The sequence below is a fragment of the Undibacter mobilis genome, from assembly GCF_003367195.1.
GTDB lineage: Bacteria > Pseudomonadota > Alphaproteobacteria > Rhizobiales > Xanthobacteraceae > Pseudolabrys > Pseudolabrys mobilis.
This window is the reverse complement of sequence record NZ_QRGO01000001.1, coordinates 1,257,511-1,270,400: the sequence shown is the minus strand read 5'-3', so window position 1 is coordinate 1,270,400 and position 12,890 is coordinate 1,257,511. Positions and strand designations below refer to the sequence as shown.

General features: G+C 64.5%; 14 protein-coding genes. 6 read left to right on the top strand and 8 right to left on the bottom strand.

Going from position 1 to position 12,890, the window contains the following annotated elements; translation table 11 throughout:
* Positions 1-21 precede the first annotated feature (21 nt).
* Positions 22-1,242 (bottom strand): beta-ketoacyl-ACP synthase I, encoded by a 1,221-nt coding sequence (fabB, locus tag DXH78_RS05995; RefSeq protein WP_115517747.1) that lies wholly within the window; start codon positions 1,240-1,242, stop codon positions 22-24.
* 109 nt (positions 1,243-1,351) lie between these two features.
* Positions 1,352-1,885: a 3-hydroxyacyl-[acyl-carrier-protein] dehydratase FabA gene (gene fabA / locus DXH78_RS05990; RefSeq protein ID WP_115516196.1), complete on the bottom strand. Its 534-nt coding sequence runs from the start codon at positions 1,883-1,885 to the stop codon at positions 1,352-1,354.
* 388 nt (positions 1,886-2,273) lie between these two features.
* On the opposite strand from fabA, the gene irrA reads away from it, so the two are divergent.
* The gene (gene irrA / locus DXH78_RS05985) at positions 2,274-2,744 is read left to right on the top strand and encodes an iron response transcriptional regulator IrrA (protein ID WP_115517746.1); all 471 of its coding nucleotides are present in this window, start codon (positions 2,274-2,276) and stop codon (positions 2,742-2,744) included.
* A 10-nt stretch (positions 2,745-2,754) separates the two neighbouring features.
* Here the strand turns inward: irrA and DXH78_RS05980 are convergent, their stop codons facing one another.
* Positions 2,755-2,982, bottom strand: a complete 228-nt coding sequence (locus tag DXH78_RS05980) for a DUF1127 domain-containing protein (protein WP_245416852.1) — start codon at positions 2,980-2,982, stop codon at positions 2,755-2,757.
* A gap of 109 nt (positions 2,983-3,091) precedes the next feature.
* Here DXH78_RS05980 and DXH78_RS05975 point away from each other — a divergent pair, with 109 nt between their 5' ends.
* Positions 3,092-3,802, top strand: a complete 711-nt coding sequence (locus tag DXH78_RS05975; protein WP_115516195.1) for an ArsR/SmtB family transcription factor — start codon at positions 3,092-3,094, stop codon at positions 3,800-3,802.
* Here the strand turns inward: DXH78_RS05975 and DXH78_RS05970 are convergent.
* Positions 3,799-4,323, bottom strand: coding sequence for an SH3 domain-containing protein (locus tag DXH78_RS05970; protein ID WP_245416747.1), 525 nt, complete (start codon positions 4,321-4,323; stop codon positions 3,799-3,801). The genes DXH78_RS05975 and DXH78_RS05970 overlap by 4 nt on opposite strands.
* 159 nt (positions 4,324-4,482) lie before the next feature.
* Between DXH78_RS05970 and DXH78_RS05965 the strand changes: the two genes are divergently transcribed.
* Positions 4,483-5,484, top strand: coding sequence for a 2-hydroxyacid dehydrogenase (locus DXH78_RS05965; protein WP_115516193.1), 1,002 nt, complete (start codon positions 4,483-4,485; stop codon positions 5,482-5,484).
* 103 nt (positions 5,485-5,587) lie between these two features.
* On the opposite strand, the gene DXH78_RS05960 is transcribed toward DXH78_RS05965, so the two are convergent.
* Together DXH78_RS05960 and DXH78_RS05955 are read right to left on the bottom strand one after the other, a co-directional pair.
* Entirely contained in the window at positions 5,588-5,803 is a 216-nt protein-coding gene (locus DXH78_RS05960; RefSeq protein ID WP_115516192.1) for a zinc ribbon-containing protein, read from the bottom strand.
* Between the two features lie 170 nt (positions 5,804-5,973).
* The gene (locus DXH78_RS05955) at positions 5,974-6,789 is read right to left on the bottom strand and encodes a HesA/MoeB/ThiF family protein (protein ID WP_115516191.1); all 816 of its coding nucleotides are present in this window, start codon (positions 6,787-6,789) and stop codon (positions 5,974-5,976) included.
* 123 nt (positions 6,790-6,912) lie between these two features.
* Between DXH78_RS05955 and DXH78_RS05950 the strand changes: the two genes are divergently transcribed.
* Complete coding sequence (locus DXH78_RS05950; RefSeq protein ID WP_168192714.1) at positions 6,913-8,562, top strand: S1 family peptidase; 1,650 nt, start codon at positions 6,913-6,915, stop codon at positions 8,560-8,562.
* Between the two features lie 143 nt (positions 8,563-8,705).
* On the opposite strand, the gene DXH78_RS05945 is transcribed toward DXH78_RS05950, so the two are convergent.
* Both DXH78_RS05945 and mutM read right to left on the bottom strand, forming a co-directional pair.
* Positions 8,706-9,479 (bottom strand): enoyl-CoA hydratase, encoded by a 774-nt coding sequence (locus DXH78_RS05945; RefSeq protein WP_115516189.1) that lies wholly within the window; start codon positions 9,477-9,479, stop codon positions 8,706-8,708.
* A 34-nt stretch (positions 9,480-9,513) separates the two neighbouring features.
* The gene (gene mutM, locus DXH78_RS05940) at positions 9,514-10,380 is read right to left on the bottom strand and encodes a bifunctional DNA-formamidopyrimidine glycosylase/DNA-(apurinic or apyrimidinic site) lyase (protein ID WP_115516188.1); all 867 of its coding nucleotides are present in this window, start codon (positions 10,378-10,380) and stop codon (positions 9,514-9,516) included.
* Between the two features lie 79 nt (positions 10,381-10,459).
* Between mutM and ubiE the strand changes: the two genes are divergently transcribed.
* Together ubiE and ubiB are read left to right on the top strand one after the other, a co-directional pair.
* On the top strand, positions 10,460-11,218 hold the full coding sequence (ubiE, locus tag DXH78_RS05935) for a bifunctional demethylmenaquinone methyltransferase/2-methoxy-6-polyprenyl-1,4-benzoquinol methylase UbiE (RefSeq protein WP_115517744.1): 759 nt from the start codon (positions 10,460-10,462) through the stop codon (positions 11,216-11,218).
* Positions 11,215-12,789, top strand: a complete 1,575-nt coding sequence (gene ubiB, locus DXH78_RS05930; RefSeq protein ID WP_115516187.1) for a 2-polyprenylphenol 6-hydroxylase — start codon at positions 11,215-11,217, stop codon at positions 12,787-12,789. Before ubiE ends, ubiB begins: the two co-directional genes overlap by 4 nt.
* Positions 12,790-12,890: the final 101 nt, after the last annotated feature.

Here is a 12,890-nt window from a genome sequence, read left to right as displayed (position 1 = left end):
CGGAATGACAAGGAGTGTTTGTTACGCATCCACGTGCTTGAACACCAAGGTGCCGTTGGTGCCGCCGAAGCCGAACGAGTTCGACATCGCAGCGCCGATTTGGACATTGTCCTTGCGCTCGCGCAGGATCGGCATGTCGGCGAAATCGGGATCAAGATCCTTGATATTGGCGCTCTCGCACATGAAGCCGTTCTGCATCATCAGCAACGTGTAGATCGCCTCCTGCACACCGGCGGCGCCGAGCGAGTGGCCCGACAGCGACTTGGTCGCCGAGATCGGCGGACACTTGTCGCCGAACACGGCGCGGATGCCTTCGATCTCCTTGGCGTCGCCGACCGGCGTCGCGGTGGCGTGCGGGTTGATGTAGTCGATCGGCACCTTGCAGGTCTCGAGCGCGAGCCGCATGCAGCGCTGCGCGCCTTCGCCCGACGGCGCCACCATGTCGTAGCCGTCCGAGGTCGCGCCATAACCGGCGAGCTCGGCGTAAATTTTCGCACCTCGCGCGCGGGCGTGCTCCAGCTCCTCGAGCACCAGAACGCCGGCGCCGCCGGCGATGACGAAACCGTCGCGGCTCACATCGTAGGCGCGCGAGGCGGTCTGCGGCGTCTCGTTGTACTTCGAGGACATCGCGCCCATGGCGTCGAACAGGTTCGACATGGTCCAGCTCAGATCCTCCGAGCCGCCGGCAAACATCATGTCCTGCTTGCCCCACTGGATCATCTCGGCGGCATTGCCGATGCAATGCGTGGAGGTCGCGCAAGCCGACGAGATCGAATAGTTCACGCCCTTGATCTTGAACCAGGTGGCGAGCGTCGCCGACGGGCTCGACGACATCGCCTTCGGCACCGCGAAGGGGCCGATGCGCTTGGGCGAGCCGTTCTTGCGCGTGATGTCGGCGGCCTCGACGATCGTTTCGGTCGACGGTCCGCCCGCGCCCATGATGATGCCGGTGCGTGGATTGACGATGTCTTTTTCTTCGACGCCGCTATCGCGGATCGCCTGATCCATGGCGACGTGGTTCCAGGCCGACGCCTGGCTCAGGAAGCGCATGGCGCGACGATCGACCATGCCCGACGGATCGAGCGTCGGTTTGCCGTAGACCTGGCACTTGAAACCATGCTCGGCGAATTCGGTGGCGAATGTGATGCCGGATTTGGCTTCACGCAGGCTGGCGAGAACTTCCTGCGTATTGTTGCCAATGGACGAGACGATCCCCATCCCAGTGACGACTACACGTCGCATCGTCATTTCCCTTCACGAAATATCGGCGATTGGCACACAGATTGGCCGCTGGAGGCAAAACCGCAAGAGCGGATGTGCCCGGCCGCCGCAGTCCCAGCAATGGACCGGCTCAGGCGCCGCTCGGCTGCAAGGCACCGTCCTGCTGGAACAGTCCGACCTTCAGATCGCTCGCCTTGTAGATCACCTTGCCGTCGGCCGCCAACCAGCCATCAGCAATGCCCAGCACCAGCTTGGAGCGCATCACGCGCTTGAAATCGACGCCGTAGACGACTTTTTTCACGGTTGGCAGAACCTGGTCGCTGAACTTGATTTCGCCGGTGCCCAGCGCGCGACCGCGACCCGGGGAGCCGAGCCAGCCGAGGAAGAAGCCGACCATCTGCCACAGCGCATCGAGGCCAAGGCAGCCCGGCATCACGGGATCGCCTTTGAAATGACAGAGGAAAAACCAGAGGTCCGGCTTCACGTCGAGTTCCGCCCGCACCAGGCCCTTGCCGAATTCGCCACCGGTTTCCGAGATTTCGGTGATGCGGTCGAACATCAGCATTGGCGGCAGAGGCAGCTGGGCGTTGCCGGGACCAAACAGTTCGCCGCGGCCACAGGCCAGCAAATCCTCATAGGCAAAACTGCTACGGCGCTCGGTCATCGTCCAAAAATCCCGCTCTGGCGGCCGTCAGAGGCCTCCCGTCGAGGCGCAGCGATGAGGACCGCAAATTCAATGGCGAATGGGTAACACACCGGACCTGAGGGGGCAAAGGCGGCCTTAAGGACGAAACTATCGCCTAAACCCTTAATGGGCGCGGCAAAATGGCGTTCTCCGGTATCTTCCGGAGTTGCGCCCCGCCACCCCCTCCGGTATGTTGCAAGTGCAACGGGTTTTACCGCTCGCCAGACGAGAGTATTCCTGTTTCCCGCAGCGTGGCGCCAGGCCTTCGGATCATTATATTCCGGCCAAGCATCCCCCTCGCCTGCGAATGATTGTCAGAAGCGTAATCAGTGGAAGAGCTTGGCAGACGATGACCGAAACCCGGACCATGATGTTGCCCATCACAAAGGCAGATACCGCCGAGCCGCACGACCGCGCCTCGCTCACGGGCTGCCCATGGCACGACGTCAAATCGATGCTGCGTGACGTCGGCCTGCGCCCGACCCGCCAGCGCATGGCGCTCGGCTGGATCCTGTTCGGCAAGGGTGACCGCCACCTGACTGCCGAAGCGCTGTACGAGGAAGCGACCCGCGCCAAGGTGCCGGTGTCGCTCGCCACCGTCTACAACACGCTGCACCAGTTCACCGAAGTCGGCCTGCTGCGTCAGGTGCCGGTGGACGGCACCAAGGCTTATTTCGACACCAACGCTTCCGCGCATCATCACTTCTTCGTCGAAGGCGAGGACGAGCTCCTCGACATCCCGGCGAGCGACGTCATCGTCGGCAAAACGCCGGACGCGCCGGCGGGCTACGAGATCGCCCGCGTCGACGTCGTCGTGCGGCTGCGGCGCAAGGTCTAAGCGCGATCGTTCATCGCGAGATTGCAGACGGGCGCGCGCAAGCAGCGCCCGTTTTCTTTTGGCGCCTCGTTCCCGTCGGAACGCCCTGCCAGAACCACCGGGCGCATTCGCGAGCGCGCGCCGCATCGTCAATGCCGATGTCGCGCAACAGATGGTCCGGTAAATCGCGCAAGTGCCCGCGCGTGCGGGTGCGCCGGTTCCAGAGTTTCAGGCGTGTCAGGATCGATGGCCGTGTCATGGCGCCGACCATGCGCGCCGCGCGTAACCCGAAGTTACGGCCGCGGCCGAAGTATCGCGCGCGCAAAGCGGCTAGAGTATCGGCCATCGCATCGCGACGGAGACAGCCAATGGCGAGCCAGGGCGCGTTCACGGAAATAGCCAGTCTGGCGGGCGATCCGGCGCGCGCCGGCATGCTGCATGCGCTGATGGACGGCCGCGCGCTGACCGCCGGCGAACTGGCGCAGGTCGCGCATGTCACGCCGCAAACCGCGTCAGGTCATCTGACCAAACTCGCCGCCGGCGGATTGATCGCCGTCGAGAAGCAGGGCCGCCATCGCTATCACCGGCTGGCTTCGCCGGCGGTGGCGCGCATGCTGGAAAGCATCATGCAGGTCGCGGCCGGCGCGGCGCGACGCAAGCCCGTGGTCACCGGGCCGCGCGACCAGGCGCTGCGCGCCGCGCGCACTTGTTACGACCATCTCGCCGGACATCTCGGCGTCGCCCTTGCCGATTCGATGATCGCCAACCGTCAGATCGAACTGACCGCCGATGCCGGAATCGTCACGGCCGACGGCGCGACCTTGTTCGAACGACTCGGCATCACCCTCGAGACGCGTAGCCCGTCCAGCAGCAAGCCCTTGAAGAGCAGTCGCATCTTGTGCCGGCCGTGTCTCGACTGGAGCGAAAGACGGCCGCATATCGGCGGCGCGCTGGGCGCGGCGCTGTGCGCCCATTGCCTGACGTCCGGCTGGATCAGGCGCGTCGACGGCTCGCGCGCCGTCAGCGTGACAACGAAAGGCCGCCAGGCGTTCCGCAAGCATTTCGACGTCGAGGTCTAATCGATCTTCTCGTGCGGATAGGCGCCCCAGAGGCGCTCCTGCACGATGTAGCCGGAGAAGCTCTTGCCGACGATCTGGCACCAGTTGCCGTCGCAGGACTTGATCTGGGCCAGCACGCCGGGCTGCAGGCGGGCCATGACGCCCGACTTGGCATCCGGCTCCTGATAAAGCGGCACCAGTTCCTCGTTCTTCGACGGCACGATGACGCCGCTGCGGCGGCCGGACAGCAGCGAGTGGTAGACCCAGCCTTCGGAGCCTTCCCAGTCGCGGATACGCCGCCAGTTCTCGAATTCGGCCGTGACCTCGACCGGCATACCGGCACGGGTATAGACCCACCGCACGTCCTGGTCCTTGTTGGGGCCGGCGCGGACATTGGTCCTGTCAGACTTTAGGCTGACGAAGCGCGGCACCGGCAGGCCGCTGACCGGGCCGGCCGGCAGGTCGGTCGCCGCCCCCGCATTACCGCCAACGAGGCACAGGGCTGCCAGAAGGGCGCCCGCCAGGCCGCGGCCAACCTTCAAGGCCACGCGCCTTCGGACACTTTGTGTTGTCTCGGCCATCTGATAGGAAACGGAAGGAATTTGAAGCCTCGCGGTCACGGAGCGGCAGTCTGTGACAGTGCGGTTAATGAGCCCTGAACGCCGAGCTTTTCGACCCAATCCATCGAAGTTCCGAAGCCAATGGTGAAACAGAAGAAGCCCGTCGTCGTCGTCACCCGCAAGCTGCCCGAAGCCATCGAGCTCAGGATGCGGGAGCTGTTCGACGTCCGCCTTAACGCCGACGACAAGCCGATGACGGCAGGGGAACTCGGCGAGGCCGTGAAGACCGCCGACGTGCTGGTCCCGACCGTCACCGACAAGATCGATGCGGCACTGCTGTCCAAGGCCGGCGAGCAATTGCGGCTGATCGCGAACTTCGGCAACGGCGTCGACAATATCGACGTCGCGACCGCGGTTCAGCGTGGCATCACCGTGACCAACACGCCGGGCGTGCTGACCGAAGATACGGCCGACATGACCATGGCGCTCATCCTCGCCGTGCCGCGGCGCCTCGCCGAAGGCGCGCAGGTGCTCACGTCGGACAAGGACTGGAACGGCTGGTCGCCGACCTGGATGCTCGGCCACCGCATCTGGGGCAAGCGTCTCGGTATCATCGGCATGGGCCGCATCGGCCAGGCGGTGGCGCGCCGCGCCCGCGCCTTCGGCCTGCAGGTCCATTATCACAACCGCCGCAAGGTGGCGCCGAAGATCGAGGAAGAACTCGACGCGACCTATTGGGAAAGCCTCGACCAGATGCTGGCCCGCATGGACATCGTCTCGGTGAACTGCCCGCACACACCGGCAACGTTTCATCTGCTCTCGGCGCGACGCCTGAAGATGCTGCGGCCCGAATCCTACATCGTCAACACCGCGCGCGGCGAAGTCATCGACGAAAACGCGCTGGCGCGGATGCTTGAAGCCGACGAGATCGCCGGCGCAGGCCTCGACGTGTTCGAGCACGAGCCGGCGGTCAACCCGAAGCTGGTGAAGCTGGCCAAGGCCGGCAAAGTCGTGCTGTTGCCGCACATGGGATCGGCCACGGTCGAAGGCCGTGTCGACATGGGCGAGAAGGTCATCATCAACATCAAGACCTTCATGGACGGCCACCGGCCGCCGGATCGCGTCCTGCCGAGCATGTTGTAAGTGAGGAAGCGCGGCTTGTAGCCCGGATGTAGCGCAGCGAAATCCGGGAGCGGCCGCCCCGCATTGCGCTTCGCTCCATGCGGGCGACGCGCGGGCCGCATCTTCACTCCCGCGGCGTGCGGCGACGCTCGGGCTGTTCGTTTTCCCCACGCATCATGCGCTTGAAATACATGCCGCGATGGCCGCATTTCGGACAGGGCACGGAAAATTCGATCGCGACGCTGCCGGGCTTGTCGACGTAAATCGGCGAATGGCACTTGGCGCAATCGACAACACCACGATCGCGCGGCTGGCTCTGACTGAACTGCAGTTGAGACATGACACCGAACTCTATCTCACCGGTTCCCGATACCTAAAAGCTCGACCGGATTTGAGTTCAGTTTGACCGAAAAATGCTGGGCCGCCGTTAAGCGGATGGCAACGGACGCGTTAATGGATGTTATCTATAAAATTGACTCAGCCGGCACCCGCCAGCCGGGTTAATGCCATTCACCATTCGCTGGTCGAGTTTGCTGCCGCCGTATCATGACCGCTGAGCGGATTGTCCTTGTCCCAGGCGTAATCGAGCGTTTCGAAACGCATCGAGCGCGCGTCGATCATCAGCAACCGGCCGACGAGGCCTTCGCCGAAGCCGACGATTTCGCGGATGACTTCGAGCGCCATCATCGAACCGAGAATGCCGGGCAGCGCGCCGAGAATGCCGGCTTCCGAGCATGTTGGAATTGTGCCGGCCGGCGGCGGCTCCGGAAACAGACAGCGATAGGTCGGATTGGGGATACCGTCGCCACGCCGCTCGTGCGCGCGGATGGTGGTGAGCGAACCGTCGAATACACCGAGCGCGGCGGTGACGAGCGGCTTCTTCGCGGCGAAACAGGTGTCGGAGACGAGATAGCGCGTTTCGAAATTGTCCGAACCGTCTGCGACGATGTCGTAGCTGGCGATCAGCGGCAGCGCATTGCCGGCGTTGAGACGTTCGTTATGCACTTCGATCGCCACATGCGGATTGAGGCGGGCGACGGCGTCACGCGCGCGCTCGGCCTTGGACGTACCGACATCGGCGGTCGTGAAAATGACCTGTCGCTGCAAATTGGACAGCGCCACCTCGTCGTCGTCGACAATGCCGATTGTGCCGACGCCGGCGGCGGCGAGATACAGCAGCAGCGGCGCGCCGAGCCCGCCGGCGCCGACCACCAGCACGCGGGCGGCTTTTAGCCGGGCCTGACCGGGCCCGCCCACCTCGCGCATCACGATGTGGCGGGCATAGCGTTCGAGTTCGTCGCGACTGAGCGGGGGAAGGTTTGCCATTTGCCGTCAATTTAACACTCAAACGCGCCAAAACGAGCCGGTTAATGCAATTTACCGGCTCAGGTTGCACCCCTTCGCTGTTCGGCTAAGGTGACCCGAATGGTTAGCGTTGGGTAAATGGCGATGCGTTTCGGACCTCTTTTTGCGGCAACGGCGCTGGCCCTGAGTGCCGGCGTGGCGCTGGCGCAGTCCGGTGGGCCCGACGCCGCGCCCTACCCGATCGAAGACGCAGCGCCTGCGCACCGTCCGGAGACGGCGCCCGCCAAGCCGAAAGTCGCTGCCGACAAGCCGGCCAAACCCGCCGAAACCAAGCCAACCGAAACCAAGACGACTGAAACCAAACCCGCTCCGGCCGTCGTGCTGCCGCCGGCGAAGCCCGATGCGCTCAAGGCGCTCGCAGCGTCCCCGCCGGCCTCACCCAAGGATGTAGTGAAAGAGCAGGCCACGGAGCCGGCGAAAGAGCCAGTCAAGCAAGCATCCGTCCAGGCGACACCCAAAGAGCCGGATAAAGACGGCACGACGCTGAAGGACGCCCTCAAGAATGAGGTCAAGGAAGGCGACACGCTGTATGGCAACGCCGCCGATGAGCGCCTGCTGATTCAGGCGGCGCTGCTCTGGGCCGGCGACTTCACCGGCACCGCCGAAAACGGCGACGATCCGCTCGCCGTCGCCATCAAGAATTTCCAGAAGCGCAAGAACTACAAGGTCACCGGCACGCTGAGCGATCGCGAACGCAGCGAGCTCATCGGCGCGGCGAAGACCTATCAGGACGAGTTCGGCTGGAATGTCGTGGTCGATCCGGCAACCGGCATTCGCATCGGACTGCCGACCAAGATGGTACCGCTGGCGAAGGAGGCGGCGCGCGGCACGCACTGGTCGTCGCGCTATGGCGACGTTCAGGTCGAGACTTTCCGCGTCGCCGATCCCGCGCTCAAGCTATCGGTGCTGTTCGAACGCGAGAAGCAGGAGCCCGCGACGCGCAAGGTCGAATACAGCATCCTGCGTGACGACAGTTTCTTCATCAGCGGGCTGCAGGGCCTCAAGAAATTTTCGGTGCGCGCGCAAATCCGCAATGGCGAGGTGCGCGGCTTCACCATGCTTTACGACCAGGCCATGGAAGGCATCGTCGCTCCGGTGATGGTGGCGATGGCGGCGGCGTTCTCGCCGTTCCCGGCGCGCAGCGCACCTTTCGCCACGCTGGCCAAGTCGGTCGATTACGGCAACGGCCTTGTCGTCAGTGCGCAGGGCCACATCGTTACCGATGCAAGGCTGACGCAAGGCTGTCGGGTGCTGGTCGCCGGCGGCTTCGGCGATGCCGAGCGTATTGCCGAAGACAAGGACAAAGGGCTGGCGCTGCTGCGCATCTATGGCGCGCGCGACGTCACGCCGCTGGCGCTGCCGCGTCAGGGGGCTGCGGCCAAAGGCGATGTGACCATCGCCGGCATTCCCGATCCGAAGGAGAATGGCGGCCACACCAGGCTCACCGAAATCAAGGCGAAGCTGGCCGGCGGCAACGCGCTTGAGCTGCGCGACTCCGTGCCGATGGCCGGCTTTTCAGGCGCCGCGGCGATCGATGCGGGTGGGCGCTTCATCGGCCTCACCGAAATGCGCAACGCCGTGCTCGCCAGCATTCAGCCGGCGGTGCCGCCGGTGCGCCTCGTCCGTGCCGACCAGATCCGCAGCTTCCTCGATGCCCACAAGGTGGCGCAGCCTTCGGCTTCCGCCTCCAACCCGCGCGATGCCGTGGTGCGGATTATTTGTGTCCGCAAATGAACGGACACTAACCAGCTCGTCCCCGCAAAACCTTAGACCGGCCCTCATGGTGAGGAGCGCTGCGCAGCAGCGCGTCTCGAACCATGGGCCGCCCATCCTTCGAGACGCATCGCTTACGCGATGCTCCTCAGGATGAGGCGGATCTACTTGTTCTTCCACTGCGGCTTGCGCTTCTCGACGAAGGCTTTCATGCCTTCCTTCTGATCTTCGGTGGCGAACAGCGCGTGGAAGATACGGCGCTCGAAGCGCACGCCTTCGGCCAGCGACGATTCGAACGCAGCATCGACCGCTTCCTTGGCCGCCAGCACCGACGGCAGCGACATGTTGGCGATGGTGTCGGCAACTTTCATCGCCTCGTCCATCAACTGCGCCGCCGGCACGACGCGGGCGACGAGGTTCGAACGTTCGGCCTCCGCCGCATCCATCATGCGGCCGGTGAGGACGAGATCCATCGCCTTGGCCTTGCCGACCGCGCGCGTGAGGCGCTGCGTGCCGCCAATGCCGGGAATGACGCCGAGCTTGATCTCGGGCTGGCCGAATTTGGCCGTGTCGGCAGCGATGATGAGATCGCACATCATCGCCAGCTCGCAGCCGCCGCCGAGCGCGAAGCCGGCCACCGCGGCGACCACCGGCTTGCGCGTCTTGGTCGGCGCGTGCCAGTCGGCGGCGAAGTTGCCGAGATAGGCGTCGATGAACGACTTGTCGGCCATCTCCTTGATGTCGGCGCCGGCGGCAAAAGCCTTGTCGCTGCCGGTGATGAGCAGACAGCCGACGGCGTCGTTATTCTGCAATTCGACAACGGCCTGGCTGAGTTCGCCGATCAGCGCGCGGTTGAGCGCATTGAGCGCGTTGGGGCGGTTCAGCGTGACGACGCCGACGCGGCCTTTGATCTCGACGATGATATTCTCGTAAGCCATTGCACTCTCCCGGCGGTTTATTGCTCTATTCAAGTTACTTCTGGCACGTCGGGCAATAGAACGTCGAGCGGCCGTTCTGCACGATGCGCTTGACCGTGCCCTTGCCATCCGGGCACTTCTGCCCTTCGCGGTCATAGACCAGAAAATTGTGCTGGAAATCGCCGAGCGAGCCGTCGGCCCGGCGGTGATCGCGCAGGGACGAACCGCCGGCCTTGATGGCGTCATTCAATACCGCCTTTATGGCGACGACCAGCGCCACCGCGCGGTCGTTCGGCTTGCCGTTACGGTCGGCAATCGTTGAGGCCATTCGCTTCGGCGACAAATGCGCACGATACAGCGCCTCGCAGACATAGATATTGCCGAGCCCGGCGACGACGCGCTGATCGAGCAGCGCGGCTTTCAGCGACGTCTTCTTGGCCTGACAGGCCGCGGCCAGCATGGCCGCATCGAATTCATTGCCGAGCGGCTCGGGGCCGATGTCTTTCAGCAACGGCTCCTGATCGAACTTGGCCCGCGCCACCAGCTTCATGGAGCCGAAGCGGCGCGGATCGTTGAAGGTCACGATCTCGCCATTCGACAGGTGAAACACAACATGGTCGTGCGCGGCGCTCTTGGACTTCTCGTGATAATAGACGCCCGGCCGGGACTCGTGGCCAACGCGGAACGAGCCCGACATCCCCAGATGCATGACCAGCACGTCGCCTGAGGACAGATCGGCGGTAAGATATTTGGCGCGCCGGCCGAGGCCCTCGACGGTCTGGCCCTCGATGCGCTTCTCGAAATCCTTGGCGATCGGCCAGCGCAGGCCGCGGTGCCGCACCTCGACCTTGTCGATGCGCGCGCCTTCCATGGCGGGGGCGAGCCCGCGGCGTACCGTCTCGACTTCAGGCAATTCGGGCATGGTTTACCGCTCCGGGCGTGATAGATAGCGTGCCGCGCGCCGGCGCGCTATGGTCCTGCCCGCAAAGGATTATTGGCTGATGACCAAGGCTGAAGAGACCCATTTCGGTTACCGCGACGTGCCCCTGAACGAAAAACAGGGGCTGGTCGACGACGTGTTCCATTCGGTAGCCAAACGCTACGACCTGATGAACGATCTGATGTCCGGCGGCCTGCACCGGCCGTGGAAGGACGCACTGGTCACGGCGGTCAATCCGCCGAAAGGCGACCGCGATTTTGCCCTCCTCGATCTGGCCGGCGGCACCGGCGACGTTGCCTTCCGCGTGGCCGAGGCCGGCGGCTCCAGCACCCGCGTCACGGTTTGCGACATCAACGCCGAAATGCTGGCGGTGGGTCGCGAGCGCGCCGAAAAGCGCGGCCTCGACGGCCAGGTCACGTTCGAGCAGGGCAATGCCGAGGAGCTGCCCTATGCGGACAAGAGCTTCGACTGCGTCACCATCGCCTTCGGCATCCGCAATGTGCCGCGCATCGACAAGGCGTTGCGCGAAGCGCATCGCGTCCTGAAATTCGGCGGCCGCTTCCTGTGCCTGGAATTCTCATCGGTCGACGTGCCGGGCCTCGACAAGCTCTATGAGCTGTACTCGTTCAAGGTCATTCCGCGCGTCGGCGAGCGCGTCACCGGCGACCGCGAGGCCTATCAGTATCTCGTCGAATCGATTCGCAAATTCCCCAAGCCCAAGGTCTTCGCGCAGATGATCACCGATGCCGGCTTCCGCCGCGTGTCGTTCACGCCGATGACCGGCGGCGTCGTGGCGATGCATTCGGGCTGGAAGTTGTGATCTCGGGCATTCCCCACCTCTTCCGCCTCACACGCGCGGGCTATGTGTTCGCGCGCGAAGGCGTGTTCGGCCTGGTCGATACAAGGCAGCTGCCGATGCCGGCGCGCACCGGCATCGCGCTGGCGCGGCTGATCGAACGGCGATCCTCGCGCAATGGCCAGAGCCGGCTTGCCGCCGCGCTGCGCCGCCTCGGCCCCACTTACGTCAAACTCGGCCAGTTCCTGGCAACGCGCCCGGATGTCGTCGGCACCGTGATCGCGCGCGATCTGGAATCGCTGCAGGACAAGATGCCGGCGTTTCCGCAGGCCGAAGCGGAGGCCGTGGTCGCCGCGGCGCTGGAGCGGCCCGTCTCCAGTGCTTACGCCAGCTTCGGTCCGTCGGTGGCGGCGGCCTCGATCGCGCAAGTGCATCGCGCCGAGATCGACGACAACGGCGAGCGCAAAGCGGTCGCGGTGAAAATCCTGCGCCCCGGCGTCGAGCGGCGTTTCCGCGTCGATCTCGACGCCTTCTACTTCGCCGCGCGCAACGCCGAAGCGTTGTCTCCCGAAGCGCAGCGCCTGCGTTTCGTCGAAGTGGTCAACACGCTCGACCGCTCGGTGCGGCTGGAAATGGATTTCCGTCTCGAGGCGGCTGCGCTGTCGGAGATGGCGGAGAACACCAAGGACGATCCCGACTTCCGCGTGCCGTCGATCGACTGGAACCGGACGGCACGCGAAGTGCTGACCATGGAATGGATCGGCGGCACCAAGCTCAACGACCGCGCCACGCTGGAGGCCAAGGGCTTCGACCTGCCGGCGCTCGGCCGCATTGTCATTCAGAGTTTCCTGCGCCATGCGCTGCGTGATGGCTTCTTCCATGCCGACATGCATCCGGGCAATCTGTTCGTCGATGACGACGGCCGGCTGGTTGCGGTCGATTTCGGCATCATGGGCCGCCTCGGACCAAAGGAACGCCGCTTCCTCGCCGAGATCCTGTTCGGCTTCATCACCCGCGATTACATGCGCGTCGCGCAGGTGCATTTCGATGCCGGCTATGTGCCGCGGCATCATTCGGTCGAAGCTTTCGCGCAGGCGATCCGCGCCATTGGCGAACCGATCCATAACCGCACCGCCGAAGACATTTCGATGGCGAAGCTGCTGACGCTGCTGTTCGAGGTCACCGGCATTTTCGACATGCGCACGCGGCCGGAACTGATCCTGCTGCAGAAGACCATGGTGGTGGTCGAGGGCGTGGCGCGGACATTCGATCCGAAGCTCGATATGTGGAAGACCGCCGACCCGGTGGTGCGCGAATGGATCACGCGCAATCTCGGTCCCATCGGCAAGCTGGAAGACGCGGTGGCCGGCGCCGGCAAGCTCGGCAGCTTCGCCGCGCAGGTGCCATCGCTGCTGCTACGCGCGGGGACGCTGCTCGATCAGGTCGACGACATCACGCGCAACGGCCTGGTACTGGCGCCGGAAACGGTCGAAGCCATCGGCAAGGCTGAAGCCCGCCGCAACCGCGCGAGCGCTGCGGCGCTGTGGGCCATCGTTGCGCTGCTCGGGATAATTTTGTGGATGCTGGTGCGATAGCGGCCAACTCCGTTCATTCCCGCGCCAGCGGGAATCCAGTTCCAGCTTCAACGCCAGATTCTGAGTCCCCGCTCGCGCGGGGACGAACGGCGTAAAGCAGC